Raw genomic sequence first — 26,871 nt, 5'->3', positions numbered from 1 at the left:
GGCGCTGGACCTTTTCCCATGCTTTACAGCGCCCTGAAGCCCGCGCAGGTTCCACCAATCCATATGGGGGGATCGCTGTCGGGCACCATATCCCTCCGTACGGGCTACTAGGTGGCAGATAATCTGCCGACTCCAGAGCAAGGGACTGGACCGTGAAGACATTTTCGAAAAGGGCACTGCTGCGTGCCAGCGCCGCTCCGGCGATCCTGAGCGCGTCGCTGATCGCCAGCGCCGCCATCGCGCAGGACGCGCCCCAGGCAGCCGAAGCGGATATGGGTGATACTATTATCGTTACGGGGTCGCGTATTGCGCGTCCGGATCTTTCCAGCAGCAGTCCAATCAATATCGTTGGCGCTCAGGACATCGCTCTAAAGGGCGGTTCCGCGAATATCGAAAACGTGCTGAATGACCTTCCCCAGGTAACGGCGACATCGACGTCCGCTTCGAACAATCCAGGCGGTGGCGTCGCGACAGTCAACCTTCGTGGCCTCGGTTCGCAGCGGACACTCGTGCTGGTCGATGGGCGTCGCTACATGTCGTATGATGTGAGCCAGATTGTCGATCTGAACACGATTCCATCTGCCTTGATTGAGCGCGTCGATGTCGTGACTGGGGGGCAGTCCGCAGTTTACGGTTCCGACGCAATTGCGGGCGCGGTCAATTTCATTCTCAAGAAAGACTTTTCGGGTGTTGAGCTGAATTCCAGCTATGACATCACCAGCCGCGGCGATGGCGGAGTGTGGGATGTAAACGGCGTTATCGGTGGTAATTTCGATGATGGTCGTGGCAATGCCACCGTCTTTGCCGGTTACACCAAGCGAAAGTCAGTGTTCGCTGACGCCCGAGGTTTTGCCCGCAATGCTTTGGTCGATGATGGCAATGGCGGCTTCGTGTTTGGCGGTTCGCCCTCGGTCCCGCAGGGGCGTGTCAACGTGCCAGGCCTGGGCGCAGCGACTGGCCTGGGCTGCGACATTCAAGATTTCGCGGGTAATGTGAACACGTGCTATGACGGGGCTGCCGATGCATATAACTATGCGCCGGTCAACTATTTGCAGGTTCCGCAAGAGCGCTTTGTCCTCGCTGCTCAGGCGCGCTACGAAATCAATGACAGTTTCCAGCCTTATATTGAAACTCAGTTTGTTAATAACCGCGTAAGCGCTCAACTTGCGGCCACACCGATCAGCAATGGTACGCCGTATGGTGATGGCGTAATTGGTCAGATTCCGCTCTATGTCGATTCTCCTTACTTTACGGGAGATTTCCAGAACGCTCTACGCTCTCTGGACACGGATGGCGATGGCTACGTCAATGCCAACTTCAATTATCGTACTACGCAACTGGGTGGTCGTTTGAACTTTGACGACCGCAATGCATATCGCTTCGTAGCTGGTATGAAGGGCGACATCGGTAGCGGATTTAGCTACGACGGATACTATATGTATGCTCGTACGAAAAATACGCAGCGCCAGGCGGGCAACGTCGCCATTGATCGGTTCCTCAATGCGACCAACAATGTGCTTTTGAACGGTGAACTGGTTTGCGCAAGCGAATCTGCTCGCGACGCGGGTTGTGTGCCGGCCAACATCTTCGGTTTCAATAACCTGTCACCAGAAGCCGCCGATTATCTTGGCATCACGGCGACCAATGTCGAAACGTACAGCACGCAGGTCGCTTCCTTCGCCGTGACCAATTCGAGTCTGTTTGATCTCGGTGCTGGCGGTGTTGGTATTGCTCTGGGCGCCGAATATCGTAAGGAAGCGGGGTCGGTCGCGCCTGATACCTATCTGGCCAGCGGAAACGTTGCTGGTTTCAATCCTGGACAGGCCACGTCGGGTTCTTACAACGTCACCGAATTTTTCGGCGAAACGCGCATTCCGCTGCTGCGCGACAACATCGTAACTCGGTTCGAACTGACCGGTGCTGCTCGTTTCTCCAAGTATTCGAACGCTCCGGGCAATGTGTTCACATGGTCGGCAGGCGCCGAGTTGGAGCCGGTGCGTGGCATCACGCTGCGCGGTCAATACCAGAAGGCTGTTCGCGGACCGAGCGTCAACGAATTGTATCTTGGATCGACTGTTAGCTTTAACGGAAATGCTGACCAGTGCGGTACTGCGGCCGCCCTGCAGGGTCAGCTAAATGCCATCTGCCTAGCGCAGTTCGCGGCTGCTGGAGCGCCGACTTCCAACATCGGCAACGCAGCTATTCAAGATCCCAATAACGTCAACCCGCTCACTTTCATCGGTGGTAACCCGGACCTTCGTGAGGAAACCGCGAAGACATATACTGTTGGGATCGTGATTGCGCCGCCGAGCCTGTCGGGCTTCTCTGCAACTGTCGATTACTACAACATCAAGATCGACAATTATATCACCGCCGGTGTTGGTACTGATGCGATTGGAACGCTTTGTTTCACTCGCTTCAACCAGGATTATTGTGATGCTATCGCTCGTAATAGCATTGGTGAAATCGATACGTTCACTGATGGATATGTGAACAGCGGTGGTTTGAAGACCTCTGGTGTTGACGTCACGGCAAATTATCGGATCGGACTGGGTCCCGTTCTGGGCGCGGAAGATGCGCGTCTAACGTTTGGCTTTGATGGTACCCGTTTGATCAAAAATGACTTCACGCCAGTCGTTGGTTTGGATCTCACCTATAAATGCGCGGGTGCATTTGGTGCGAACTGCGGAGTTCCAACTCCGAAATGGCGGTCCACTTTGCGGACTACTTTTGAAACTGAGAAGTTCGAACTGTCGCTGCTGTGGCGCTATCTGGGTTCGGCAAATGATGATGATCCGGACACGGTCTACGCCTCAGAGCATTTTGACTCGGTCAACTATTTCGACCTGTCAGGTGCTTTCCACGTGAACGATAACTTCACGCTGAGAGGCGGTGTGGTCAACCTGTTCGATAAGAAGCCGCCGCTGTCCGCGAGCACGCAGAATGGTGGTAACGGTGAGCAGACCAATACCTTCCCGACGCTCTATGATGTCTTGGGTAGCCGCTTCTTTATGAGCGCAACCATGAAGTTTTAAATGCGTCGCATTCGGTTTGCGAATGCTCATAATGATAAAGAAGGGGGAGCGAGAAATCGCTCCCCCTTCTTTATCATGAGTAAGAACGGAACCATCCCGTGACCGATAATCTGCTGCTCGCCGCTGAGGGATTGACGAACGATACGCTATGCACGGACGGCACCTTGAAAAGATCAAGGCTGTTAAACGCCGGCCTGCGCCCTGCCAATTGATCTCGGCCTTCATGAAAAAGCAGGAGGCCTCCCCACTCAGCGCGCCAATTGTCGGTCAAGCCCATCACATACGCTGCGTGACGATGCTTGCCCTCGACGGCATCGTCATGCGCGGTAAGAAAGTGGCCCACATCGTATCTCGTGGCCTGTCCATCCGCGAAAGCAATTTGCTGCATGCCAATCGTCGTGCGCACGAGCTTTAATACGGACTCGGAGCGTAAGAATGCGACGAACTGCATCAACACATCCCCAGTACACAGGGTATCCTCGAAAAAGTCTGGCACCCGGATCGAACAATATCGATACTGAAATTCGTATCTGCTGGATTCTAAGACAGCCTTGTCGAGAGCAGCCCGATGATCCCGCCCCATGTTGCGGAGCATATCGGCGTCAAGTTCGAATACCTTGTCCCCGGAGTTTAGAACGAGTCGCCAATCCTTACGGGCCAATAGAGCCAAGCGTAATATGTTGGCATCGTCGGGATGAAGAAAAGGCTCAATCCGGACATGCCCATCCTTTAGAAAGTCCCTTCTCAACTGCTTTACGTCAATTCCACCAGCTAACCGCAGCGGTTTTGGGTATGGCATTTCCTGTGTCATCTCAACACCAACGCGCCGTCGCCTTCATCGACGCGCACGGTGGATCCGTCTGGCACGTCTCCGCGCAGGATCATGTCGGCAAGGGGGTCCTGCAAATAGCGCTGGACCGCCCTTTTCAGCGGGCGTGCGCCATAGACCGGGTCATAGCCCACCCGGCCCAGCCAAGCCCGCGCGCCGTCGGTCAGGTCGAGCGTGATCTTGCGGTCCTTCAGCAGCGTGCCGATGCGGGCGACCTGGATGTCGACGATCGGCGCCATATGGGCGGCGCCCAGCCGGTGGAACAGGATGATTTCGTCCAGCCGGTTCAGGAATTCGGGGCGAAAATGGGCGCGAACGACGTCCATCACCTGATCCTCGACCTTTTCGACCGGGTCGTCATCGCCAAGAGCGGCAATATATTGGCTGCCCAGGTTCGACGTCAGCACGATGATCGTGTTGGTGAAGTCGACGGTTCGGCCCTGCCCGTCGGTCAGGCGGCCATCATCCAGCACCTGGAGCAGGATGTTGAACACATCGCCATGCGCTTTCTCAACCTCGTCGAACAGGACGACTTGATAGGGACGGCGGCGAACCGCTTCGGTCAGCACGCCGCCTTCCTCATAGCCGACATAGCCCGGAGGCGCGCCGATCAGGCGGGCGACCGAGTGCTTCTCCATGAATTCGCTCATGTCGATGCGCACCATCGCGCTGTCATCGTCGAACAGGAAACCGGCCAGCGCCTTGGTCAGTTCGGTCTTGCCGACGCCCGTGGGGCCAAGGAACAGGAAGGAGCCGAGCGGACGATTGGGGTCCTGTAGCCCGGCGCGGCTGCGGCGCACGGCCGTAGACACGGCTTTCACCGCGTCGGCCTGCCCGATGACGCGCTTGGCCAGTTCGGCCTCCATCGCCAGCAGCTTCTCACGCTCGCCCTCCAGCATGCGGTCGACCGGGATGCCGGTCCAGCGGGATACCACGGCGGCGATGTCCTCGGCTGTCACTTCCTCGCGCAGCATGGCGCCGGCCGAGGCGGACTGTGCTTCGCTCAACCGCTTTTCGAGATCGGGGATGGTGCCATATTGCAACTCGCCGGCGCGGGCATATTCACCCGTGCGCTGCGCCTGTTCCAGCTGGATGCGCGCGGCGTCCAGCTGTTCCTTGAGCTTGGCCTCACCTGCAATCTTGTCCTTTTCCGCCTGCCAGCGGGCGGTGAGTTCAGCGGATTGTTGCTCCAGATTGGCAAGATCACTTTCCAGCGCCGCCAATCGGTCCTTCGACGCCTGGTCGCTTTCCTTTTTCAATGCCTCCCGCTCGATCTGCAACTGCATGATACGGCGGTCGAGATTTTCGATTTCCTCGGGCTTGCTCTCCACCTCCATGCGGATGCGGGATGCGGCCTCGTCCATCAGATCGATCGCCTTGTCGGGCAGGAAGCGGTCGGTGATGTACCGGTTGGACAGGGTCGCGGCGGACACGATCGCGCCGTCGGCGATGCGGACGCCGTGATGCGTTTCATATTTGTCCTTGATGCCGCGCAGGATGGAGATGGTGTCCTCCACCGTCGGTTCGCCGACGAAGACGGGCTGGAACCGCCGCTGGAGCGCAGGGTCTTTCTCGACATATTTGCGATATTCGTCGAGCGTGGTTGCACCGATGCAGTGGAGTTCACCGCGCGCGAGGGCGGGTTTCAGCAGGTTGCCTGCATCCATTGCGCCTTCGGATTTGCCTGCGCCGATCAGCGTATGCATTTCGTCGATAAAAAGGACGATCTGGCCCTCGGCCGCCTTCACCTCGTCGAGCACGCCCTTCAGCCGCTCCTCGAACTCGCCACGATATTTTGCCCCCGCGATCAGCGAGCCCATATCGAGCGCCATCAAGGTGCGGTCTTTCAGCGTATCAGGCACGTCGCCATTGGCGATGCGCAGCGCCAGACCTTCGGCAATCGCCGTCTTGCCGACGCCGGGGTCGCCGATCAGGACGGGGTTGTTCTTGGTCCGGCGAGCGAGAATCTGGATGGTGCGGCGGATTTCCTCGTCGCGGCCGATCACGGGGTCGAGCTTGCCGTCGCGCGCCGCCTCCGTGAGGTCGCGCGCGAATTTCTTGAGCGCGTCATAGCGATCCTCCGCGCCGGCCGTGTCGGCGGTGCGCCCTTGGCGCAACTGGTTGATCGCAGCGTTGAGCGCGTCGGCCTTGACCCCGGCGGCGGCCAGCGCCTTGCCCGCCGTCGTCGTGGTGGCGAGGGTGAGCGCGAGCAACAGCCGTTCGACGGTGACGAAACTGTCGCCCGCCTTCTGCGCCACTTGCTCGGCGCTGTCGAGCACGCGCACCGCATCATTGTCGAGGCCGGGCGTCTGCTGCGCGCCGCTGCCCGACACGGCGGGCACCTTGGCGAGCGCGGCATCGGTGTCGCGCAGCGCGACCTGCGGCGATCCGCCTGCCGCCTGGATAAGGCCCGACGCCATGCCCTGCTCATCCTCCAGCAGCGCCTTTAGCAGATGTTCCGGGCTGATCCGCTGATGGTTCATGCGGATCGCGACGGTTTGCGCCGACTGGAGGAAGCCCTTGGCGCGATCAGTGAATTTTTCGAGGTTCATGACATCCCCATGGAAGTAGATGGATCGGATGTAGTGTTGCTTAAAAACCACACAAGGGGCGAGGCGGGATAATCGTTATTTTGACGCCTTGCGCGCCTGCGGTGCGAAGAGATCGCCAAAAAAGTCGTTCTGGAACCACAGCGGCGGCGTGTCGGCGTCGGCCATGGCGCGGGTGATGCGGTAATTGGCCTGCGCAAAACGCGCGCCGGCCTGCCAGTCGATCTTCTGGCTCATATCGTCGCCGGGATGGTGATAGGCGCCGGACAGGAAATCGCCCCAGGCCTTTTCACCGCCATTGGCATAGCCGGTGGCGAGGAAAACGGCGGGGACGCCCTGCTTCACGAACATATAATGGTCCGATCGCACGAAGATGCTTTCCTGCGGCATCGGGTCGGGAGACAGGCTGACGCCCATGGGCTTGACCGCCTGCGCGACGATGGGGCCGAGCGTGGAGTGATCCGCGCCAAAGGCGATGACGTCGGTGAAGGGGTAGAGCAGCAGCGGCATGTCGAGATCGACATTGCCGACGATCTGGCGAATGGGGACGGAAGGGTGGCGGGCGAAATAATCGGCGCCCAGCAGGCCCTTTTCCTCGCCGGTCGAGGCCAGGAAGATGATCGACCGGCGCGGCTTGTTCGGCGCCATGGCCATTGCGCGCGCGACTTCCAGCATCGTCGCGATGCCCGCGCCATTATCGAGCGCGCCATTGTTGATGCGGTCCTTGTCCGCAGGTTCGCCCGGTTTTGCCGGGCTGACGCCGATATGGTCGAGATGGGCGGACAGGACGACATATTCATCCTTCAGCACCGGGTCGCTGCCGGGCAGGATGGCGACGACATTGGGGCTGGTGACGCGCTGGCTGGCGCTCTCGGACTGGATGCGAACGCTGGTCTTGAGCGCGAAGCCCTTGGGCTTGCCGCCCTTGCGATCGGCCAATTTGCGGATCGCGGCAATGCTTTGCGGCGCGCCGGCAAAAATAGCCTGCGCGGCCGGGTCGTTGAGCGCCGCGCCGGCGCGGATGCCCGGTGCCTGGTCGAAGGGCTGGCCTTCGGGCGATACCCAGGTGAAATCGGGTTCGTCGGCGAACTGCACCATGCGCGCCCAGGGCCGCGCCTTCATTGACTGGAGCGTGCCGATCGACAGCATGCCGATCGCGCCATGCTGTTCCGCGATCATTGCCTTGGTCGCCGACAGATGCGCGCCTTCCTCGCTCGGCAAGCCCTCGGGATAGCCGCGCAGGGTGACGACGATCTTGCCCTTCACGTCCAGCCTGGCATAATCGTCCAGGCCAAAGCGCTGATTTTCGAGGCCATAGCCGACGAAGACCAGCGGCGCGCGCACGTCCAGCCGCGGCTGCGCCGCATTCATGCCGATCAGCACGTCACCGGCATGGGTGAAACTCTGGTCGCCCGCGGGGCCGGAGACAGTGAGGGTCGCCGGCGTCGATGTCCGCTCCGTTTTCTGGAAAGTGATGCGCTGAAGCCAGCCGCGCCCCTGTCCATCGGCGTCACCGGCGGGTTCGAGGCCCAGGCCATCAAACTGGCTGGCGACATAGCGGGCGGCAATCTCATGCCCCTCGCTGCCGGTGTCGCGGCCCTGAAGCAGATCATCGGCGAGGAATTCGACATGGGCCCGCATCGCGGCCGCAGTGAAGACCGGATCGGTGGCGGCCGGTTGGCCGGGCGATTGTGCGGGGAGGGCGGCCGGCAGGATCAGGGCGAGCGCGGCGGCCGACAGGGACAGGCGTTTGATCAAGGGACAGGGCTTTCTGCTGAACGGATATGGCGCGCAGGATTGCCGTCCCGCAGGGTCGCTGTCCACCCTTTGCGTATTGCGCGCCTATCACGCCTCGCTATGGTGCAGGTCCTTCGGACGCGTCTGCGTCCCATGGTCCACATGCTCCTGCCAGAGGCCCTTCGATGACCCTATCCTCCCTGTCGCGCCGCCTGCCCCTGCTGATCGGCCTGTCGGCGATCGCGCTGATGCCCAGCCTGCCTGCCGCCGCGCAGGCGACCGCTGCAAGCGCCGCGCCCGCGCCCTTGTCCAGCCTGGTCGCCAAGGTCGATATTCCCTATGAGGAATTCACGCTGAAGAACGGCCTGCGCGTCATCGTCCATACCGACCGGAAGGCGCCGATCGTCGCGGTGTCGGTGTGGTATCATGTCGGGTCGCGCTACGAGCCGGCGGGCAAGACGGGCTTTGCCCATTTGTTCGAACATCTGATGTTCTATGGCTCGGAAAATGCCGACGGGCCTTTTTTCGGGCGACTGGAGGATATCGGCGCGACCGACTGGAACGGCACGACCTGGTTTGACCGCACCAATTATTTCGAAACGGTCCCGACTGGCGCACTTGATCGGGCGTTGTTCCTGGAGAGCGACCGCATGGGGCATTTGCTGGGCGCGGTGACGCAAGTGAAGCTGGATACGCAGCGCGGCGTCGTCCAGAATGAAAAGCGCATGGGCGAAAATGAGCCCTATGGATTGGTGGAATATGCCCAGCTGGCCGCGCTGATGCCCGAAGGCCATCCCTATCGCCATTCGACCATCGGGTCGATGGCGGATCTCAATGCCGCGAGCCTGGCTGACGTGCAGATGTGGTTCAAGACCCATTATGGCCCGAACAACGCCGTGCTGGTGCTGGCCGGCGATATCGACGCGGCGACGGCGAAGGCGAAGGTCGAAAAATGGTTCGGCAACATCCCGGCCGGCCCCGCGCCCCAGGATGTGGATGCCAGCGTGCCCACTTTGGCGAAGGACGCCGAGGTGATGATGCACGACAATGTCGCGGCCACGCGGCTGTATCGCAACTGGGTGGTGCCCGGCGTCAATTCCGCCGACCTGCCGCAGCTGGACCTGGCGCTGGCGGTGTTCGGCGGCCTGGGTTCATCGCGCCTCGACAATGCGCTGGTGCGGGACGAGAAGGTGGCTGTGGGCGTCAAGGCAAGCATGCAGCCGTTCGAAAAGCTGAGCCTCGCGGAGATCACGGTCGACGTGAAACCGGGCGTGGACCCGATCGCGGTGGGCAAGCGGCTGGACCAGTTGCTGGCCGATTATCTGGCCAACGGGCCAAGCGCCGACGAGGTGCAGCGCGCCGCGACCCGCCAACTGTCGGGCACGATCGGCGGGCTGGAAAAGGTGGGCGGCTTTACCGGCAAGGCGGTGACGCTGGCCGAAGGCGCGGTCTATTCCGACGATCCGGCCAAATATAAGAAGGACCTGGCGATCTACGCCGCCGCGACGCCGCAGAGTGTGGCGGCGGCCGCGCGCAAATGGCTGGGCCGCCCGGTGCTGCGCCTGACTGTCGCGCCCGGCGAGCGTAGCGCCGCCGACAATGCGCTGGCGGGGAATGTGAAGGCAGAAGGCGCCACGCACCAGCCGGCGCATTTTCGTGATCCCGCCGCGCCGGCTCCCGCCGCTGCGACGCCGCCGGCCCCCACTAGGATCGCCGAGCCACCGATCGAGCCGGTCAAGGATCTGGACTTTCCCGACGTCGAGCATGGGACGCTCAAGAACGGCATTCCGGTCGTCTTCGCCCGGCGCGACGCCGTGCCGACGGTTCGGGTGTCGGTGGCGTTCGACGCGGGCAATGCCGCCGATGACAAGGCGAAGCTGGGGACGGCAGGCCTGACCACCGCGCTGCTGGACGAAGGCACGACGACCCGGTCGTCGATCGAGATTGCCGAGGAGCAGGAACGGCTGGGCGCGGCGATCAGCGCGGCCAACAGCATGGACAGCACGACCGTCGGGCTGTTCGCGCTCAAGCCCAATCTGGATGCGTCGCTGGGCCTGCTGGCCGATGTGATCCGCAATCCCGCCTTCCGCCCCGAGGAGGTCGAGCGGCTACGCGGCCAGGTACTGACCCGCATCGCGGCGGAAAAGACCGAGCCGATGGCGATCGCGCAGCGCATGCTGCCGCCGCTGCTCTATGGGCAGGCGCACCCCTATGGCATTCCCTTCACCGGGTCGGGCACGGAAAGCGGCGTGAAAGCCGTGACGCGGGCGGACCTGACCGCTTTCCATAACGCATGGATGCGCCCCGACAATGCGACCATCTTTGTGGCGGGGGACACCACGCTGGCCGAAATGATGCCGCTGCTCGAAAAGCGGTTCGGTGACTGGAAGGCGCCGGCGGCGCAGAAGGGGACCAAGCTGTTCCGCATGGACAGGATGATGCGCCCGTCGCGCATCGTGCTGATCGACAAGCCGCAAAGCCCGCAATCGCTGATCCTGGCGGGGGTGCTGACGAACAAGGCGGGAACCGACAATCCGGTGACTCTGCTGACCGCCAACGAGGTGCTGGGCGGCAGCACCACGTCGCGCCTGACGATGGACCTGCGCGAAACGAAGGGATGGGCCTATGGCGCGGGCACGGCATTGCCGGGCGTCAAGGAAACGATCCCGCTGCTGGTCTATGCCCCGGTGCAGACCGACAAGACCGGCGAATCGATCATCGCCGCGCGGCAGGATGTGAAGGAGTATCTGACCACCAAGGGCACCACCCAGGCGGAGCGCGACCAGACGATCAACAGCCAGATCTTGTCGCTGCCCGGCAGTTTCGAAACATCGTCCGAACTGCTGGGCGCGATGATGCGCAACCATCTGATCGGCCGGCCGGACGATTATTATGAGACGTTGCCCAAGACCTATCGCGCGATGACCGCTGCCGACATGGACAAGGCCGCGCGTGAGGCGATCAACCCCGACAATCTGATCTGGGTCGTGGTGGGCGACGTCAAACAGGTGCGGCCGCAGCTTGACGCGGTGGGCCTGCCGGTGGAAATGGGCACATTGGCTGATTGACGCCAACGTAAAGGAGAAGGACTATGGCAGTGGATGGCGCTTATGATTGCGTGGCCAAGACGCCGATGGGCGACCAGAAGGGCGTCTTCACCGTCGTCAGCAACGGCGACCGGTTCAACGGCACCTTTGCCGGCATGATGGGATCGCTCGACGTGGTCGATGGCAAGGTCGATGGCGACAAGCTGACCTGGAAGATGGAAATGACCATGCCGATGCCGATGACGCTGGAATGCGAGGCGGAAGTGGCGGGCGACGCCATCACCGGCACTATGCAGCTGGGCGCGTTCGGCGCGTCGGCCTTCAACGGGACCCGCCGGGCCTGACATCATTTCCGCCGCCGGAACGGGGACCTTTTTCGCGTTCCGGCGGCGGATGTGCAAATCTTGCATCTGTGACAGCAAAATTGACAGGTGCAAAAATATCGCAAAGTCATTAGTTAGCTATCTAATGACTGACCCCCTTGATGATCCCCGTCGCGCATTGGCGCACAAAATGGCCCCGGTTGCGCGCCAATGGCGGCAATTGGCGGATGACGCGCTGGCCGAGTTCGGCGTGTCCAACAGCGCGGGATGGTGCCTGATCCATATCGACCGAATGGGCGCCGACGTACGGCAGGCGGACCTGGCCGAAGCTCTGGATATACGCCAGCCGTCGCTGGTGCGAACGCTGGACAATTTGCAGGCGAGCGGCTTCATCGCGCGCGCCGTGCATCCGGGCGACAAAAGGTCCAACATCATCACCCTGACTCCTGCCGGGCGCGACCTGGTGGGTGGCATCGAACAGAAGCTGGGCGTCTTGCGCGACCAATTGCTGCGCGACATTCCCGAAGAGGCGATCGAGATCATGGTCGAATTGCTGGACCTGATCGGACAGCGCATCGCCGAGAAACGCAGCCAGTCATGACCGGCCGTCCCCTGGGCGAAGCGATCGGCCTGCCGGCCGCGCTCTTTTCGCTCAAATGTCTGATGGCCGCGATGCTATCCCTGTTCCTGGCCTTTCACATCGGGCTGGAGCGGCCCTATTGGGCGTTCCTGACCAGCTATATGGTCGCGCAGCCCATGGCTGGCGCGGTCATTTCAAAAGGGGCGTTCCGCGTGATCGGAACCTTGGCTGGCGCGGTCTTTTCCGTGGCGGTCGTGCCGCCCCTTATCAACGCGCCGGAACTTCTGACGCTGGCGATGGCATCCTGGCTGGGCCTGTGCGTGTTCGTCTCGTTGCTCGACCGGACGCCGCGATCCTATATGTTCGTGCTGGCGGGCTATACCGCCTGCCTGATCGTGTTTCCGGACGTGGATTCGCCCCAGACCATCTTTACCGTTGCGTCGCTGCGCGTGCAGGAAATCACGCTGGGCATCCTGAGCGGCACCTTGGTGCATGGCGTCGTGCTGCCCGGCTCCGTCACCGGCGTGCTGCTGGGCCGGGTCGAGGCGATCCTGCGCGATGCGGAACGCTGGTCGCGCGATGCCATCGCCACCGATCCGGTGCCGGGGCTGGACGCCGAACGCCGCAGGCTGGCGCAGGACGTCACCGAGTTGCACCAGATGTCGGTGCATCTGCCCTTCGACATCAGCCGGCTGGCGCCGCGCATCCGCACGGTGCGGGCCTTGCAGGATCAGCTGTCGCTATTGCTGCCGCTCGGCGCGGCGGTGGAGGATCGGCTGGCACAGCTGAAGGCCGCCAATGGCGGTGTGGTGCCGGCGCCGGTCGAGGCGCTGATCGCCGATGTGCGGTCCTGGCTGGAGACGCCGGCCCCGGATAATGCGACGCGGGCGGAGCGGACGCAGGCGCTGATCGACCGATGCCATGCGATGGAACCGCAGGCGACGGGCGACATGGGGTGGGCCGACATGATGCGCCTCAGCCTCTACGCCCGGCTGGCGACACTGATCGCGGCGCACCGCGATTGCCGCGACCTGCTGGACCAGATGCTGACGCACCGCCGCAGCGCCGTGACGCCGCGCGTCGCCGAATTGCTGGAAGGGCGGCGCAACCGCGAACTGCATCGCGATTATGCCGGCGCGCTGCGCGCTGCGTTCGGCGCATTCCTGACCGTCGCCATCGGCTGTGCGCTGTGGATCGGCAGCGGCCGGAAGGACGGGGGGACGGCGGTGATGCTGGCGGGCGTGTTCCTGGCGCTGTTCGCGGCGCAGGATAATCTGATCGCGCCGCTCAAGGGTTTCATGATCGGCACCATCATCGCGTCGGGGCTGGGGGCGATCTATGGCTATGTCATCATGCCGCGCCTCGATGGCTTTGCCATGCTGGCGCTGGCCTATGCGCCGCCCTTGCTGGTTCTGGGCGCGATGATGGCGTCGCCCCGTTGGATGGGCATTGCGCTGCCGACGCTGCTGGGGCTGGGCAGCCCTGTGTTGCTGTCCGATCGCTATGTGAACGCCTTTGCGGCTTATGCGAATGGCGCAGTGGCGCAGCTGGTCGGCATCTGGTTCGCGATCATCATGGCGGGCCTGTTGCAGTCGGCGGGCGTCGAGCGCGCAATCCGTCGCACCGTCCGCGCCGGCTGGATCGACATTGCCAACCGCGCCAATGTGAAGGGCGCGCCCGATGTGCGCGCATGGATCAACCGGATGCTCGACCGCATCGCGCTGCTGGCCCCGCGCCTGGCAGCCACACGACAGGACAGCGGCGCGCCGCTCTACGATGCGCTGCGCGACCTGCGCACCGGCGCCGCCATCGGGGAATTGCGCCAGCTGCGTATCGACCTCGACCCGCAAGATGGCGCGCCGCTGACGCGGGTGCTGGCGGGCGTTGGCGACCATTATCGCGCGCTGGACCCGGATGCGCCAGCGCCCGCCGATCCGGCGCTGCTGTCGGCGATCGACGGCGCGATCGACGATCTGGGCGGCCATGCGCGGCCTTCGGTCCGGCGCGATGCCGTGCTGGCGCTGGTCAGCCTGCGCCGCAATCTCTTCCCCGACGCGCCCGGCCACAGGAGGGCTGCCGCATGACCGGAGAAATCGCTCTTGGCGGCGTCTATGTGCCGACGCTGTTGCTGCTGGCGCTGGTCGCGCTGGTCCTGACCTGGGTCGTGACCCGCCTGATCGGCGCGGCTGGCCTTTATCGCTTTCTCGCCTATCGCGCCGCCGTGGACCTCAGCCTCTTGGTGCTGATCCTCTGCGGCCTCTCCATCCTCGTCCCCACCCTTGGAATCCGCTTATGAACCGCATTCCCGCAACGCTGATCCGCAGCGCCGCCACCATCATCCTGGTCATCGCCGCCCTGTTGGCCGCCATATGGATGTGGAATCATTATGAGCGCAGCCCCTGGACGCGCGACGGGCGGGTGCGCGCCGATGTCGTGCGGGTGACGCCCGACATCAGCGGGCTTGTGACGTCGGTCGCCGTCCGGGACAATCAGCAGGTGAAGGCAGGCGACCTGCTGTTCGTCATCGACACGCCGCGCTACAGGCTGGCGCTGGAGGAAGCAGAGGCGCAGATCGCCAGCGCCAGGGCGACATTGGCGCAGGCGCGGCGCGAGGCGCGGCGCGACACGGCGCTGGGCGATCTGGTCGCAGCCGAAACCCATGAGCAGAATCTGGCGCGGGTGGAGACGGCGCAGGCGGCGCTGGCCGAAGCCTTTAGCGGGCGCGATGCCGCCGCGCTGAACCTCAAACGCACGCAGGTGCGCGCGTCGGTCAATGGCGTCGTCACCAATCTGGACCTGCATCCGGGCGACTATGTCGGCGCGGGGAGCCAGGCCATGGCGCTGATCGACAGCGATTCGACGCGGGTGGAGGGCTATTTCGAGGAAACCAAGCTGCCGCTCATCTGCATTGGTGCGCCGGTGACGGTGAAGCTGATGGGCGAGGAGCGCGAGATTCACGGCCGGGTCGACAGCATCGCCTATGGCATCAATGACGACAGCCGGTCGAATGCGGGCAATTTGCTGCCGTCGGTCGAGCCGACCTTTTCGTGGGTGCGGCTGGCGCAGCGTATTCCGGTGCGGGTGCGGCTGGACAAGGTGTCGGCGGGGCTGCGGCTGATTTCCGGGCGGACCGCGACGGTGACGGTGCAGCCGGCGGCGAAGGAGGCCAAGCCGGGGGATTGCCGTCATGCGTAAAGCGATGGGCGCGCCGCTGCTGGCGCTAAGCCTGGCCGCCTGCACGACGGCGGGGCCAGATTATCAGTTTCCGCAAGCATCCGTCGCGACCGCGCCGGCGGCAACGGGCGATTTCCATTCGGCACAAGGCGCGCAGTTCAGCAATGCGCCGCTGCCCGACCAATGGTGGCGGCTCTATGCCGACCCGCAGCTGGACGCGCTGGTCGCAGAGGCGTTGGCGGCCAACGCCGACCTCAGGCAGGCGCAGGCCAATGTCGAACGGGCGCAGGCGGTGCTGCGCGAGGCGGAGGCGGAGCGGCAGGTGACGACCGCGATCAGCGGCGGCGAGACGCTGTCCCGGCCATCGGGCGTGGCGCAGCATCTGCCCGGATTCGTCAGCTATGATCTGGGGCTGAGCGCGGCCTATCCGCTGGACCTGAACGGCCGGATCCGTCGCGCGATCGAAGCGAGCGCCGCTGACGTCGAGGCGGTGACGGCGGCGCGCGACTATGTGCGCGTCAGCGTGGCGGCGGCAACGGCGCAGGCCTATGCGCAGGTGTGCGCGGCCAATTACAGCCTGACCGTCAATCGCAGGGTGGTGGCGTTGCAGCGTCAGACGCTGGATGCGACGCGGCGGCTGGCCAGGGGCGGGCGCGGCACCGCCTTCGATGTCAGCCGGGCGCAGGCGGCGGTGGAGACGAGCGAGGCGGCGCTGCCCGGCTTTGTGGCGCAGCGGCAGAACGGCCTCTATCTGCTGGCGACTTTGCTGGGGCGGCCGCCTGCCGATTATCCCCGCGCAGCCGAAGATTGCGCCAACCTGCCGCTGCTGCGCCAGCCGATCCCGGTGGGGAATGGCGCGGCGCTGATCCGGCGCCGGCCCGACATCAGGCAGGCCGAGCGGGCGATCGCCGGCGATACCGCGCGGCTGGGCGTCGCCATGGCGCAGCTTTATCCGCAGGTCAGCATCGGCGGGTCGGTCGGCCTGTCGGGACCGCTTGAGGATTTCGGGTCGGGGTCCGCCTTCGGCTTCAGCCTGGGGCCGCTCATCAGCTGGACCTTCCCCAATCGCCCGGTGATCCGCGCCCGCATCGCCCAGGCCGATGCGCAGGTGCGCGGCGATCTGGCCGGGTTCGACGCGACCGTGCTGGAGGCGCTGCGCCAGACCGAAAGCGCGCTTGAAACCTATCGCCGCGATGCTGAACGGGCGGCGGCGCTGGACCGGGCGCGGGAAAGCGCGGGCGTGTCGGCGGCTCAGGCGGGCAAGCTGTTCCGCTTTGGGCGCGGCGATTTCCTGTCGCTGCTGGACGCGCAGCGCAGCCAGGCGAGCGCCGAGGTGACGGCGGCATCGGCGCAGGCGCAACTGGTGCAGGATCAGATCGCGCTGTTCCTGACGCTGGGCGGGGGATGGTGACTGGATCGACGCGACAAGAGCTCTATACACGGCACAGTGCAGCCCATCGATCCGACAAAGAAAGACATATGCCATGAAAGTCTGCCGCTTTGGCCAGCAGGGCCAGGAAAAGCCGGGTATCATTGGTCCTGACGGCGAGATACACGACCTGTCGGGCGTTGTGCCGGATCTGACGATCGACGCACTGGCGACCGTCAGGGAGGTCGATGTGATGACGCTTCCGGTCGTGGCGGGTGCGCCGCGTTACGGCGTGCCGATCAAGGGCATCGGCAAGATTGTCGCCATCGGCCTCAATTATGAGGATCATGCCATCGAATCTAACCTGCCGATCCCGACCGAGCCGGTCATGTTCATGAAGGCGCTGTCGGCGCTCAACGGCCCGAACGACCCGGTAATGCTGCCGAAAGATTCCACCCATAGCGACTGGGAAGTCGAACTGGGTGTGGTGATCGGCGAAACCTGCCGGTACGTCAGCGAGGATGAGGCCTTGTCGAAGGTGGCTGGCTATGTCCTGGTCAACGACGTGTCGGAAAGGTTCAACCAGAAGCAACGTGGCACGCAATGGTCAAAGGGCAAGGGACATGACACATTCTGTCCCGTGGGCCCTTGGCTGGTGACGCCGGACGAAGTGGGCGATCCACAGCAACTGGCCATGCACCTCGACGTCAATGGCGTGCGGATGCAGACCGGTAATACGAGGACGATGATCTTCACTGTGGCCCAGCTGATTTCCTATGTCAGCGAATATGTCACCCTTTATCCCGGCGATCTGATGATCACTGGTACACCGCCGGGCGTGGGCGAGGGCAAGAAACCACAGCCGATCTTCCTGAACGCCGGCGATGTGATGGAACTGGGCATCGAAAAGCTGGGCGCGCAGCGTCAGCACGTAATCCCTTGGCGTGATCTGGGTGACGCGCGGCTGGGCTGAACGGAGGAGGGCGGCCGTTAGTGCCGTGCAGGCACGGCATCGGATTGGCGCCGGATCAACTGATAATCGAGCCTGATTGTGGCAAGGCTGTCGTCGTCACCGCCTTCGTCGCGGCTGCGAAAATGCATGGACAGAAGGGCTATGGCCTCCCGGCTCATGTCGCGGATAGGCTGGCGGATGGTGGTGAGCGCTGGCCAGATGGCGCTGGCCAGAGGCGTGTCGTCGAAACCGCAAATGCTGATGTCGCCCGGCACGTTCATCTTGCGCTGATGCGCGACGGTGATGGCGGCAGCCGCCATGTCGTCATTGCAGGCGAAGATGGCGGTCGGGGGCGTCGCGTGGCCCAGCAACTGTTCGGCGGCGTCCAGCCCGCTGCGAAAGGAGAAGTCGCCTGGAGCGATCAGGTCGTCCTCGACAACGATGCCATGGTCGCCCAGGCAATCGCGGAACCCCTGCAGCCGGCGGGCGCTGGCCCGGTGGCGCGGGTTGCCCTGGATGAAGCCGATGCGGCGGTGCCCCAGGTCGATCAGATGACGGGCAAGGTCATAGGCGGCGTGGCGATCGTCGGTGCCCACTGAAAGCCGGTCGGGACCATCGCGATCAGGTGCGATCGCCACCACTGCGATGTCGCGGTCGGACAGCCGGTCGACAAGATCAGACCAGTCACAAAGTGGCGGCGGCAGGATGACGCCGGCGACATGCGCCTGCGCGACCTGATCGACAATTTCCTGCGCGAAGGCGCCGGGGGCGCATTGTTCGACCACCAGATGCAGGTGGCGTTGGGGTGCTTCCGCAAGCGCGCCCAGCAGCAATTCGCCAAGATAGGCCGAGGTGGTGCTGTTGCTGTAGAGCAGGGCAACGCGCCGGTCCGCACCGCCGGCGAGCGCGCGGGCCGACGCATTGGGGACATAGCCCAGCGCTTCCACGGCTTGCGCCACTGCCTGCCGTGCGCTGGGGCTGACCAGCGCCCTGCCATTGATGGCGCGTGATGCGGTCATGACGGACACGCCCGCATGGGCGGCCACATCCTTGATCGTGGGGGGCTTGCGGTCGTTTCTCTGCATCTTGCCCAACCCTTAGCCAATTTGCGGCGAAAGGAAAATTGGAGCGATCAGGGGTCGACCGGAGATCATCAGCAGCGTCCTGCCCGTGTTGTCGCCAGGCGAGAAACGGCATCAGGCAAATTGGCAGGCTTGTCAGCAGATTTGTTCGCGCAGAGAAAAAGGCCCGCCCGTCCTTTCGGACGAGCGGGCCTTTGGTCAGACCAAACCGGTGGTTCCGATCAATATTGGATGGTGACGGTCACGGCGCGGCGATTCTGCGCCCAGGCCGCTTCGTCGGAGCCCAGAGCGGCCGGGCGTTCCTTGCCATAGCTGACGGTGGTGATCCGGCCGGGATCGATGCCGAGCGAGGCGAGATAGTTTTTGGCGGCATTGGCGCGGCGCTCACCCAGCGCGATATTATAGTCGCGCGTGCCGCGTTCGTCGGCATGGCCCTCGATCGTGACGCGCACCGAGGGGTTCTGCTGCAACCAGGCGGCCTGGCTTTGAAGCGTCGCCTGGTCCTCGGCATCGACATCATATTGGTCGAGGCCGAAGAAGATGCGGTCGGACGCGACCGACGCGACGAAATCTTCCTGGCTGCCCTTGCGCGGGCCGGCTGGCGTGGCGGGGCCGGTGGGCATGGTGCTGCCGGCATCCGTGCCGCCCGGCGCGGGCGGCAGTTCGGCCGGCGGCTTCTTGGAACAGGCGGCAAGAGCGATGATGGCGCTCGCGGCCAGCACTGTGCGGGACAATTTCATCACAAGGTCTCCTTGTTGCGCTGTCTGCCGCCCGGCTTGAAGGGGGGAGGGGGCGGCGACAGGGTCTGTAAACATCGTTACGCTGTCAAGACGATTGGGTTCCCCGGACCCTGGTCAGGGAAGCAGTGGTCCCCAGGCCGGGTCGGACCCGCTGAGCGGCGTCGGGATGCGGCGTTCGTTGACGCCGGTCAGGTCGACCTGCCACACTTGGCTGGTGCCCTGGCGTCCGGGCGTGGTGCGGAAGAATTGCAGCACCCGGCCATTGGGCGACCAAGTGGGCTGTTCGTCCTGCCAGCCATTGGTCAATATCCGTTCATTGTCGCCATTGGGCGACATCACCGCGATCTTGAAGTCGCCCGACAGCTTGGTGAAGGCGATAAGGTCGCCGCGCGGGCTCCATTCTGGGGTCGCGTAACGGCCCCCGCCATGGCTGATCCGGCGCTGGTTCGACCCGTCGGCATTCATGACATAGAGCTGCTGGCCGCCGGACCGGTCGCTTTCGAAGACGATGCGGCTGCCATCGGGCGAATAGCTGCCGCCCACGTCGATGCCCGGCGAATTGGTGAGGCGCACCGGCGATCCGCCATTGGCGGAGATGCGGTAAATGTCGGTATTGCCCGCGACCGCCATAGAAAAGAGAATGTTGCGGCCATCGGGCGACCAGCGCGGCGCAAAGGTCGGATTGTTGCTTTCCGTTACCAGCCGCTGCTGCCCCGTGCCGATGTCATAGACATAGAGGCGAACCCGGCTGCCCAGATAGCTGACATAGACGATGGATTTATAGTCCGGCGAAAAGCGAGGGGTGAGCGCGATCGACTGGCCGTTGGTGATGAAGCGATGGTTCGCGCCATCCGAATCCATGATGGCGAGCCGCTTGGTGCGGTTCCCCTTGGGGCCGCTTTCGGCGATATAGGCGATGCGGCTGTCGAAAAAGGGGCTTTCGCCCGACAGGCGCGCATAGATGGCGTCGGCACATTTATGCGCGGCGCGCCGCCAGTCGCGCGGGGCGACGACATAGCCTTGTCGCGTCAGTTCCTGTTGCAGCGCGACGTCGTAGAGATAGCAGCCCACGGTAATGTCGGATTCGCCGCCGCTCGTGCGCACGAAACCCTGCACCAGCGCCTGATAGGCGCCCCATTTCTGATATTGGGGGAAGGTGACTTCGGGGAAGGGGATGGCGGGAAGGCCGCTTGGCCCGGACGGATCGAAGAGGCCCGAGCCTTTGAGGTCAGACGCGATGACTTCGGCAATCTTGCGGCCAAGGTCGCTGGCCGATCCTGCGGGCGTGTCTGCCTGCTGCTGCGCGGGCATGGGCGGCACCGCGATCTTGAGATTGCTGTCAATGTCGCCGGTCACGTCGACCGACAACTGCGCCATGGCGGGCGCGGCCAGGATGGCGGCAAGCGCGGCGGTCGCAAGCGACAAAGCGCGCAGGAAGGGGGTCTTCATCGGTTCAGCCTCGCGTCAAAGCGGAGTGGCCGGAGCCATTTCCATTGGTCGTAAAATTCAGGTGGCAAATTCCTGAAGGGGGCGGCGAGTTTCACGGCCTGGATCGCGCGTTCGGCGTGCAGCTTGGCCTGCGGCCGGTTGCTGGCCGTGACACCAAGCTGGTCGATCACCTGCGGCGTGCCGACAAGCGCGCCGCTCTTGTCCAGCCGCACCTCCAGCAAGGTGACGAGTTGGTCGGCGTCCGCGCCCGAAGGCGGACGCCAGTGCGGTTTCAACTGCCGACGGATTTCCGCGTCGAGCGCGGATTTCTGCGCCGGTCCCATGGCAGCCGCAGGGGGCGGCGCGGCCTTGCGCGGTGCGTCGGCGCTGGTGTCGATGCCCTTGAGGAAATCCTTGCCCAGCAGCGATCCGCGCGGCTTGTCCGCCTTGCCCGCGCCCGACGCCTTGGCCGGCGCGTCGCTGGTCTTCTTGGCTTTGCTCGATGATTTGGCGGGCGCGGCGGCGGCAGGCTTTGGCGTCGGCTTTTCGGGCTTGGGCTTCGCCTTGGCCGCCGGTTTTTCAGCCGCCGGCTTGGGCTTGGCAGGCGTTTTTGCGGTCGCCTTCTTGGGCGGCGCGGGCTTTTCTTTCGGCTTGGCCGGGGCTTCTTTGGGCGCGGGGCGCGGAGGGGCGGGGGTTGGCTCTAGCGGCGCGGGGGTCGGTTCCGGCGCCGGCGCGGGTTCAGGCGCAGGCGCGGCCTCTTCGGTCGGACCCTGGTCCGGGGCGACGCTGGGCGGGGGCGGCTGTGTCGATATCTGCGGCGCCATGGACTTGAGCGCCACCTCGTCCACCAGGCTCACGTCCATAGGCGGGCTGTTGAGCTTGAGAGGATTGGGGGTCGAGAGGAATCCGGCCGACAGCAAGCCGAACAGGAGGACATGTCCCGCCGTCGCGACGCCAAGGCCGATCTTTTCCGCGCGCTCCATATGACCGACCTATGGCCCCTATTCTGAACCGTCGCTGTCCGAGCCGGTGCTGACCAGCGCGACCTTGTTGAGGCCCGCACGGTTCAGCTCGCCCATGACCCGCATCACCCGGCCATAGTCGAGCGCGGTGTCGGCACGCAGGAAAATCTGCGGCGCTTCCGCCTTGCCGGCATTTGCGGCCATGATTTCGGCGAGGCGGTCGGGCAATTCAGCGTCACTGATCTGCGCGTCGTCGATGAACAGGCCGCCGTCGCGGTCGATCGACACGACCGTGGGCTTGGCGTCCTGGTCCAGCCCCTTGGCGCGGGTTTCGGGCAGGTTCACAGGGACGCCCGTCACCAGCAGCGGCGCTGTCACCATGAAGATGATGAGCAGCACCAGCATGACGTCGACCAGTGGCGTCACGTTGATGTCGGCCATGGGCGCGCGTCCGCGCCCGCGCCGGCCGGAGGGAGGCCCCGCCATCGCCATCAGCGCGCTCCCGCTCTTGCAGCGATGCCCAAGTTCATCGCTGGGCCTCCAGCTCGCGGCTGAGCGTCGAATAAAAGCCGTCGGCAAAGCGGGTCATCGCCGCTTCCAGCCGGTTGATGCCATGGCTGAACCGGTTGTAGGCGATGACCGCGGGGATGGCGGCGAACAGGCCGATGGCGGTCGCGAACAGCGCTTCGGCGATGCCCGGCGCAACGACGGCCAGCGAGCTATTCTGTTCCGCCGCGATCGAGGTGAAGGCGCGCATGATGCCCCAGACCGTGCCGAACAGGCCGACAAAGGGCGCGACCGATCCGATCGTCGCCAATATGTTGAGCCGGTCGGACAGGCGATCGACCTCGCTGGCGATGGTGCTGGACATGACGGTCGACAGGCGGTCCCGCGTCCCTTCGCGGTCGATCACCTTCTGCGCGGTCGAACGGCGCCATTCGGTGACGCCGGCGGCCATGACCTTGGCCGCCGGGAAGCTGCCCTTGCCCCGTGCTTCGTAGAAACGGTCGATATCCTCGGCCTTCCAGAAGTCCGCTTCGAACTTGCGGCTTTCCTTGCTGGCCTTGCGCAGCGTGACGCTGAAGCCGATGATCATCGCCCAGGTCCAGATGCTGGCCAGCAACAGGCCGATCATCACGCCTTTGACGACGATATCGGCCTGAAGGAACAGGGCGAGCGGGGAAATGGTCGCGGCGTCGGTCATCGCGCCGGCGGGCAGGTTGAGCGTCATGGGTGGATGTCTTCCCCTTGGCAAAGGCGGGTATAAATGTCGGTCCAGGCCTTTGGCTGGCGTTGCGGGCGGCCCTGCGGCGTCAGCCAGGCGACGGTGATGGTGGCGTTGGTCAGCTCTTCGTCGCCGCGCATGACGGATTGGTCAATGGTGCAGCTGGCCGATCGCACGGCGGCGACGCGGCTGACCACCATCAGCTCATCGTCCAGCCGCGCGGGCCGGCGATAGCGGATCGCAAGGTCGGTGACGGCATAGACGCCGCTCCCCCCTTCATGCGCGCTCCGCTGGTCGATGCCCGCGATGCGCAGCATGTCGGACCGGGCGCGCTCCATATAGCGCAGATAATTGGCGTGATAGACCAGGCCCGAAAGATCGGTGTCCTCAAAATAGATGCGCAGCGGAAAATGATGCACTGAGGACAAGAAGCGTCCGGTCGCTGGCGCTGGCATCGGGTCGGACAAGGACATGGCGGGCTTTTAACCATGGCGCGGGCGAGAGGCAAAGCGGGAAAATCGCCCAAAGCGCCATTCCGTTCGATTGGCCGCCTGATCGGTCCGGCTGCGCATAATGATAGGAACCTACCTCTGGTCTTGCCTGCGCCCTGCGATTAAGGGGTTGGACGAATTGATAGGGAGGATTGGCATGACGGATATTCGCACCGTGGGCGTCATTGGCGCGGGACAGATGGGCATCGGCATCGCGCAGGTGTCGGCGCAGGCCGGCTATGATGTCATCCTGTCGGACATCGACCTGCCGCGCGCGGAGAAGGGGAAGGCGAATATCGCCAAGCTGCTGGCCCGCGCGGTCGACAAGGAAAAGATGACCCAGGCCGAAGCCGACGCGGTGCTGGCGCGCATCACGCCGGTGGGCGAGCTGGCGCCGCTGGCCGACGCCCAGTTCGTGATCGAGGCCGCGACCGAGCGCGAGGAGGTGAAGCGCGCGATCTTCGGCAATGTCGGCAAGCTGCTGGGCAAGGACGCGATCCTGGCGACCAACACATCGTCCATTCCCATCACCCGGCTGGCGCAGGCCGCCCCTGACGCCGGGCGGTTCATCGGCCTGCATTTCTTCAATCCCGTGCCGGTGATGGTGCTCGTCGAAATCATCCGCGGGCTGGCGACCACGCCCGAGGTTGTGGCGGCGGTGGAAGCCTATGCCACGCGCATCGGCAAGACCGTGGTCCATGCGTTCGACGCGCCGGGCTTTGTCGTCAACCGCATCCTGCTGCCGATGCTGAATGAAGCGGTGTTCGTGCTGGGCGAAGGCGTGGGCAGCGTCACCGACATCGACCAAGGGTGCAAGCTGGGGCTGAACCATCCGATGGGGCCGCTGGCGCTTCTTGATTTCGTCGGGCTCGACACTGCCCTGGAAGTGCTCAAGGTCTTTCAGGGCACCACCGGCGATCCCAAATATCGCCCCGCGCCGCTGCTGGTCAAATATGTCGAAGCGGGCTGGTACGGCCGCAAGACCGGCCGGGGCTTTTACGATTATTCCGGGCCGGAACCCGTGCCGACCCGGTAAGCCGTCAGCGCGGATAAGCCTCGTCCATATGGGCGAGGCTTTTTATGATCAGCCTTTCCAGCGCCGCCATGTCGATGTCGCGCAGGCGTTTGACATAGAGGCAGCCCTTGCCGCGCCGGTGCTTGCCCAATGCTGTCATGTCCGCATCGTCGAGGCCCGCAAGATACAGGACCAGTTCCGCCTTGCGCGACGCAAATCCGATGCGCAGGCTGTCACCTTCCCGCCCGCTGTCATAGCGATAATGATAGCGGCCAAAGCCGACGATGGCGGGTCCCCACATCGTCGCCGGCTCGCCCGACAACCGGGCCATCAGCGCCGCCAGCACCCGCGCGTCGGCCTGGCGCTCGGGTGGTTCGATGCGTGAGAGCATATCCTCCACCGCCTCGCCCGTTGCGACCGTCTTGTTACCCTGCGCCATGGCTTGCCTTTCCCTTCGCCGCGCACTAGAGGCTAGCGCGTCATCTGGGGAGTAGCCAGCCGTTCCGCATCGGGACGGATCATGCGTCAACATAGTCGGCCGAGAGGTCGTGGCGTATGGGATGCGGCGTCAAGCCGCATCGGGCGAGACCAATGGCATCGGCGCATTCCTGTCCGGCCGGGCGGAGTGCGGCGGTGGCATTGTGTCTGTTGCAAAAGCCCGGCCCGGAGATTGCCTGATGGATGCTTTGCTGACATCCGCCGCGCTCGTCGCGCTCGCCGAAATGGGTGACAAGACCCAGTTGCTCGCCATGTTGCTCGCCACCCGCTTTCGCAAGCCGGTGCCGATCATCCTGGGCATATTGGTCGCGACCATCGCCAACCATTTTCTGGCCGCGCTGGTCGGCCATTCGATCGCGGGCGTGCTGACCCAGCCCTGGTTCCGCTATGCCGTCGCCGCATCCTTCATCGCGATGGCCGCCTGGACGCTGATCCCCGACGAGATCGACGAGGATGCCCCGCTCAAGGCCCCGTCGAAGGCGGGCGTATTCCTCACCACGCTGGTCGCTTTCTTCCTGGTGGAAATGGGCGACAAGACGCAGGTGGCGACCGTGGCGCTGGGCGCGCAGTTCGACAATCTGCTCGCCGTGACGGCCGGCACAACGCTGGGCATGATGATCGCCAATGTGCCCGCCGTGCTCTTTGGCGAGGCGCTGGCCCGCAAGGTGCCGATGCGCGCGCTGCAACTGGCGGCCGCGCTGCTGTTCCTGCTGCTGGGGCTGTGGATGATCGCCGACCTGCAAGGCTGGGTCGGCTGACCGGGGCTTGCCAGCCCCCGCACAGGCAAAAAAGGAACGTCGCGCGCGCGGGGCGGTTGTCAGCGCGCGGCGGCTGTTGCAAGGGGATGGGCAGAGTCATTCCCTTCAGCTTGGAAGATATGGGACGCGCGTGATGAAGGACAGTCTGGTTACGATCTTCGGCGGCGGCGGCTTTCTGGGCCGGCAGGTCGCGCAGGCGCTGATGGCGCGGGGCGCGCGGGTGCGGATCGCGCAGCGCGACCTTGCCAGCGCGGTCAAGGTGAAGTCGCTGGGCGCGCTGGGGCAGAGCCAGTTCGTCGCCGCGGACATTCGCAAGCCCGCCACGGTGGAGCGCGCGATCGCGGGCAGTGATGTCGTCGTCAATCTGGTCGGCATATTGGCGGGGGATTTCGACGCCTTCCATCATCAGGGCGCCGCCAATGTCGCGCAGGCAGCCGCCGCCGCCAATGTGCGCGCGCTGGTGCATGTGTCGGCGATCGGCGCGGACGCGGATAGCCCATCCGCCTACGGCCGGTCGAAAGCGGCGGGCGAGGCTGCGGTGAAAGAGGCTTTCCCCGGCGCGACGATCATCCGCCCCTCGATCATCTTCGGCCCGCAGGACCAGTTCCTCAACCGCTTCGCGGACCTCATCGCGTCCATGCCCGTCATTCCGGTGATCAGCGGCGCGACCAAATTTCAGCCCGTCTATGTCGGCGATGTAGCGGACGCGATCGTCCATGCCGCCGAGCGGCCCGACCTGCATGGCGGCACGGTCTATGAAGTCGCCGGGCCGCAAATCCTGTCGATGAAGGAGATCAACGGCTGGATCGCCAAGCAGATCGGCCGGGACAAGCCGATCGTTGACGTGCCGGGCGGCTTCGCCTCGATGCTCGCAATGCTGCCGGGCGGACCGATCACGCGCGATCAGCTGGCGATGCTGGGCCGCGACAATGTCGCCGCCGCGGGCGCGCCGGGCCTCGATGCGCTGGGCGTATCGGCGACGCCCATGGCCGCCGTCGCCGACAAATGGCTGGTGCGCTATCGCCGCCATGGGCGCTTCGCCGGGCGCGTGCGCGCCTGATCCACGCTGCCATCATC

At 64.2% G+C, this 26,871-nt stretch carries 23 protein-coding genes and 1 riboswitch; of the genes, 12 read left to right on the top strand and 11 right to left on the bottom strand.

Translation table 11 applies throughout. The features are described 5' to 3' along the window. Positions 1 to 152: 152 nt before the first annotated feature. Positions 153 to 3,035, top strand: a complete 2,883-nt coding sequence (locus RLDS_RS42150) for a TonB-dependent receptor domain-containing protein (RefSeq protein WP_021226444.1) — start codon at positions 153 to 155, stop codon at positions 3,033 to 3,035. Between the two features lie 73 nt (positions 3,036 to 3,108). Here the strand turns inward: RLDS_RS42150 and RLDS_RS42145 are convergent, their stop codons facing one another. From RLDS_RS42145 to RLDS_RS42135, 3 genes are all read right to left on the bottom strand, one after another. Next, positions 3,109 to 3,846 carry a 2OG-Fe(II) oxygenase gene (locus RLDS_RS42145; protein ID WP_021226443.1) on the bottom strand — a complete coding sequence of 246 codons (738 nt, stop codon included), beginning with the start codon at positions 3,844 to 3,846 and terminating at the stop codon, positions 3,109 to 3,111. Beyond that, on the bottom strand, positions 3,843 to 6,416 hold the full coding sequence (gene clpB / locus RLDS_RS42140; protein ID WP_021226442.1) for an ATP-dependent chaperone ClpB: 2,574 nt from the start codon (positions 6,414 to 6,416) through the stop codon (positions 3,843 to 3,845). The genes RLDS_RS42145 and clpB overlap by 4 nt, the downstream gene beginning before the upstream one ends. 75 nt (positions 6,417 to 6,491) lie before the next feature. Beyond that, the gene (locus RLDS_RS42135; RefSeq protein WP_031298303.1) at positions 6,492 to 8,168 is read right to left on the bottom strand and encodes a M28 family metallopeptidase; all 1,677 of its coding nucleotides are present in this window, start codon (positions 8,166 to 8,168) and stop codon (positions 6,492 to 6,494) included. A 167-nt stretch (positions 8,169 to 8,335) separates the two neighbouring features. On the opposite strand from RLDS_RS42135, the gene RLDS_RS42130 reads away from it, so the two are divergent. From RLDS_RS42130 to RLDS_RS42095, 8 genes are all read left to right on the top strand, one after another. Then, positions 8,336 to 11,218, top strand: coding sequence for a M16 family metallopeptidase (locus RLDS_RS42130; protein ID WP_021226440.1), 2,883 nt, complete (start codon positions 8,336 to 8,338; stop codon positions 11,216 to 11,218). Between the two features lie 23 nt (positions 11,219 to 11,241). Beyond that, positions 11,242 to 11,541 (top strand): hypothetical protein, encoded by a 300-nt coding sequence (locus RLDS_RS42125; RefSeq protein WP_021226439.1) that lies wholly within the window; start codon positions 11,242 to 11,244, stop codon positions 11,539 to 11,541. A 124-nt stretch (positions 11,542 to 11,665) separates the two neighbouring features. After that, positions 11,666 to 12,121 (top strand): MarR family winged helix-turn-helix transcriptional regulator, encoded by a 456-nt coding sequence (locus tag RLDS_RS42120; protein WP_031298302.1) that lies wholly within the window; start codon positions 11,666 to 11,668, stop codon positions 12,119 to 12,121. Then, positions 12,118 to 14,184: an FUSC family protein gene (locus RLDS_RS42115; protein ID WP_021226437.1), complete on the top strand. Its 2,067-nt coding sequence runs from the start codon at positions 12,118 to 12,120 to the stop codon at positions 14,182 to 14,184. Before RLDS_RS42120 ends, RLDS_RS42115 begins: the two co-directional genes overlap by 4 nt. Then, on the top strand, positions 14,181 to 14,396 hold the full coding sequence (locus RLDS_RS42110; protein WP_021226436.1) for a DUF1656 domain-containing protein: 216 nt from the start codon (positions 14,181 to 14,183) through the stop codon (positions 14,394 to 14,396). Before RLDS_RS42115 ends, RLDS_RS42110 begins: the two co-directional genes overlap by 4 nt. After that, complete coding sequence (locus tag RLDS_RS42105) at positions 14,393 to 15,295, top strand: efflux RND transporter periplasmic adaptor subunit (protein WP_021226435.1); 903 nt, start codon at positions 14,393 to 14,395, stop codon at positions 15,293 to 15,295. The genes RLDS_RS42110 and RLDS_RS42105 overlap by 4 nt, the downstream gene beginning before the upstream one ends. After that, the gene (locus RLDS_RS42100; protein WP_031298301.1) at positions 15,288 to 16,685 is read left to right on the top strand and encodes an efflux transporter outer membrane subunit; all 1,398 of its coding nucleotides are present in this window, start codon (positions 15,288 to 15,290) and stop codon (positions 16,683 to 16,685) included. The genes RLDS_RS42105 and RLDS_RS42100 overlap by 8 nt, the downstream gene beginning before the upstream one ends. A gap of 73 nt (positions 16,686 to 16,758) precedes the next feature. After that, entirely contained in the window at positions 16,759 to 17,616 is an 858-nt protein-coding gene (locus RLDS_RS42095) for a fumarylacetoacetate hydrolase family protein (protein ID WP_021226433.1), read from the top strand. Positions 17,617 to 17,633: 17 nt separating this feature from the next. Here RLDS_RS42095 and RLDS_RS42090 read toward each other — a convergent pair whose 3' ends face one another. The 7 genes from RLDS_RS42090 to RLDS_RS42060 form a co-directional block, all read right to left on the bottom strand. Continuing rightward, entirely contained in the window at positions 17,634 to 18,680 is a 1,047-nt protein-coding gene (locus RLDS_RS42090; RefSeq protein WP_021226432.1) for a LacI family DNA-binding transcriptional regulator, read from the bottom strand. 218 nt (positions 18,681 to 18,898) lie between these two features. Then, entirely contained in the window at positions 18,899 to 19,417 is a 519-nt protein-coding gene (gene pal / locus RLDS_RS42085; RefSeq protein WP_009820520.1) for a peptidoglycan-associated lipoprotein Pal, read from the bottom strand. A 114-nt stretch (positions 19,418 to 19,531) separates the two neighbouring features. Further along, positions 19,532 to 20,866, bottom strand: coding sequence for a Tol-Pal system beta propeller repeat protein TolB (tolB, locus tag RLDS_RS42080; protein WP_021226431.1), 1,335 nt, complete (start codon positions 20,864 to 20,866; stop codon positions 19,532 to 19,534). After that, complete coding sequence (locus tag RLDS_RS42075; protein WP_021226430.1) at positions 20,863 to 21,828, bottom strand: cell envelope integrity/translocation protein TolA; 966 nt, start codon at positions 21,826 to 21,828, stop codon at positions 20,863 to 20,865. Before RLDS_RS42075 ends, tolB begins: the two co-directional genes overlap by 4 nt. Positions 21,829 to 21,846: 18 nt before the next feature. Continuing rightward, positions 21,847 to 22,299: a protein TolR gene (gene tolR / locus RLDS_RS42070; protein ID WP_021226429.1), complete on the bottom strand. Its 453-nt coding sequence runs from the start codon at positions 22,297 to 22,299 to the stop codon at positions 21,847 to 21,849. A gap of 34 nt (positions 22,300 to 22,333) precedes the next feature. Further along, complete coding sequence (gene tolQ, locus RLDS_RS42065) at positions 22,334 to 23,038, bottom strand: protein TolQ (protein WP_009820524.1); 705 nt, start codon at positions 23,036 to 23,038, stop codon at positions 22,334 to 22,336. Continuing rightward, on the bottom strand, positions 23,035 to 23,505 hold the full coding sequence (locus RLDS_RS42060) for a YbgC/FadM family acyl-CoA thioesterase (protein ID WP_021226428.1): 471 nt from the start codon (positions 23,503 to 23,505) through the stop codon (positions 23,035 to 23,037). The genes tolQ and RLDS_RS42060 overlap by 4 nt, the downstream gene beginning before the upstream one ends. A 175-nt stretch (positions 23,506 to 23,680) precedes the next feature. On the opposite strand from RLDS_RS42060, the gene RLDS_RS42055 reads away from it, so the two are divergent. Beyond that, the gene (locus RLDS_RS42055; protein WP_021226427.1) at positions 23,681 to 24,559 is read left to right on the top strand and encodes a 3-hydroxyacyl-CoA dehydrogenase NAD-binding domain-containing protein; all 879 of its coding nucleotides are present in this window, start codon (positions 23,681 to 23,683) and stop codon (positions 24,557 to 24,559) included. 4 nt (positions 24,560 to 24,563) lie between these two features. Here RLDS_RS42055 and RLDS_RS42050 read toward each other — a convergent pair whose 3' ends face one another. Beyond that, positions 24,564 to 24,977, bottom strand: a complete 414-nt coding sequence (locus RLDS_RS42050) for a DUF1801 domain-containing protein (protein ID WP_021226426.1) — start codon at positions 24,975 to 24,977, stop codon at positions 24,564 to 24,566. A gap of 33 nt (positions 24,978 to 25,010) precedes the next feature. Beyond that, a riboswitch (yybP-ykoY riboswitch) is annotated at positions 25,011 to 25,118 on the top strand. Between the two features lie 97 nt (positions 25,119 to 25,215). Between RLDS_RS42050 and RLDS_RS42045 the strand changes: the two genes are divergently transcribed. Both RLDS_RS42045 and RLDS_RS42040 read left to right on the top strand, forming a co-directional pair. After that, entirely contained in the window at positions 25,216 to 25,794 is a 579-nt protein-coding gene (locus RLDS_RS42045) for a TMEM165/GDT1 family protein (protein WP_031298300.1), read from the top strand. 133 nt (positions 25,795 to 25,927) lie between these two features. After that, positions 25,928 to 26,854, top strand: coding sequence for a complex I NDUFA9 subunit family protein (locus RLDS_RS42040; protein WP_021226424.1), 927 nt, complete (start codon positions 25,928 to 25,930; stop codon positions 26,852 to 26,854). The last annotated feature ends 17 nt before the right edge of the window (positions 26,855 to 26,871 follow it).

The sequence above is a fragment of the Sphingobium lactosutens DS20 genome (genome assembly GCF_000445105.1).
Classification (GTDB): domain Bacteria; phylum Pseudomonadota; class Alphaproteobacteria; order Sphingomonadales; family Sphingomonadaceae; genus Sphingobium; species Sphingobium lactosutens.
The sequence above is the reverse complement of the archived record's forward strand: the minus strand, read 5'-3'. Positions and strand labels throughout refer to the sequence as shown.

Bases quoted from the DNA above. Each gene is read 5' to 3' on its own strand.
- tolQ (WP_009820524.1), bottom strand. From the start codon at position 23,038: ATGACGCTCAACCTGCCCGCCGGCGCGATGACCGACGCCGCGACCATT.
- RLDS_RS42145 (WP_021226443.1), bottom strand. From the start codon at position 3,846: ATGACACAGGAAATGCCATACCCAAAACCGCTGCGGTTAGCTGGTGGA.
- RLDS_RS42045 (WP_031298300.1), top strand. From the start codon at position 25,216: ATGGATGCTTTGCTGACATCCGCCGCGCTCGTCGCGCTCGCCGAAATG.
- RLDS_RS42095 (WP_021226433.1), top strand. From the start codon at position 16,759: ATGAAAGTCTGCCGCTTTGGCCAGCAGGGCCAGGAAAAGCCGGGTATC.
- RLDS_RS42105 (WP_021226435.1), top strand. From the start codon at position 14,393: ATGAACCGCATTCCCGCAACGCTGATCCGCAGCGCCGCCACCATCATC.
- RLDS_RS42040 (WP_021226424.1), top strand. From the start codon at position 25,928: ATGAAGGACAGTCTGGTTACGATCTTCGGCGGCGGCGGCTTTCTGGGC.
- RLDS_RS42115 (WP_021226437.1), top strand. From the start codon at position 12,118: ATGACCGGCCGTCCCCTGGGCGAAGCGATCGGCCTGCCGGCCGCGCTC.
- tolR (WP_021226429.1), bottom strand. From the start codon at position 22,299: ATGGCGATGGCGGGGCCTCCCTCCGGCCGGCGCGGGCGCGGACGCGCG.
- RLDS_RS42075 (WP_021226430.1), bottom strand. From the start codon at position 21,828: ATGGAGCGCGCGGAAAAGATCGGCCTTGGCGTCGCGACGGCGGGACAT.
- RLDS_RS42055 (WP_021226427.1), top strand. From the start codon at position 23,681: ATGACGGATATTCGCACCGTGGGCGTCATTGGCGCGGGACAGATGGGC.
- RLDS_RS42125 (WP_021226439.1), top strand. From the start codon at position 11,242: ATGGCAGTGGATGGCGCTTATGATTGCGTGGCCAAGACGCCGATGGGC.
- RLDS_RS42110 (WP_021226436.1), top strand. From the start codon at position 14,181: ATGACCGGAGAAATCGCTCTTGGCGGCGTCTATGTGCCGACGCTGTTG.
- RLDS_RS42050 (WP_021226426.1), bottom strand. From the start codon at position 24,977: ATGGCGCAGGGTAACAAGACGGTCGCAACGGGCGAGGCGGTGGAGGAT.
- RLDS_RS42090 (WP_021226432.1), bottom strand. From the start codon at position 18,680: ATGCAGAGAAACGACCGCAAGCCCCCCACGATCAAGGATGTGGCCGCC.
- RLDS_RS42130 (WP_021226440.1), top strand. From the start codon at position 8,336: ATGACCCTATCCTCCCTGTCGCGCCGCCTGCCCCTGCTGATCGGCCTG.
- RLDS_RS42120 (WP_031298302.1), top strand. From the start codon at position 11,666: ATGACTGACCCCCTTGATGATCCCCGTCGCGCATTGGCGCACAAAATG.
- tolB (WP_021226431.1), bottom strand. From the start codon at position 20,866: ATGAAGACCCCCTTCCTGCGCGCTTTGTCGCTTGCGACCGCCGCGCTT.
- clpB (WP_021226442.1), bottom strand. From the start codon at position 6,416: ATGAACCTCGAAAAATTCACTGATCGCGCCAAGGGCTTCCTCCAGTCG.
- RLDS_RS42060 (WP_021226428.1), bottom strand. From the start codon at position 23,505: ATGTCCTTGTCCGACCCGATGCCAGCGCCAGCGACCGGACGCTTCTTG.
- RLDS_RS42100 (WP_031298301.1), top strand. From the start codon at position 15,288: ATGCGTAAAGCGATGGGCGCGCCGCTGCTGGCGCTAAGCCTGGCCGCC.
- pal (WP_009820520.1), bottom strand. From the start codon at position 19,417: ATGAAATTGTCCCGCACAGTGCTGGCCGCGAGCGCCATCATCGCTCTT.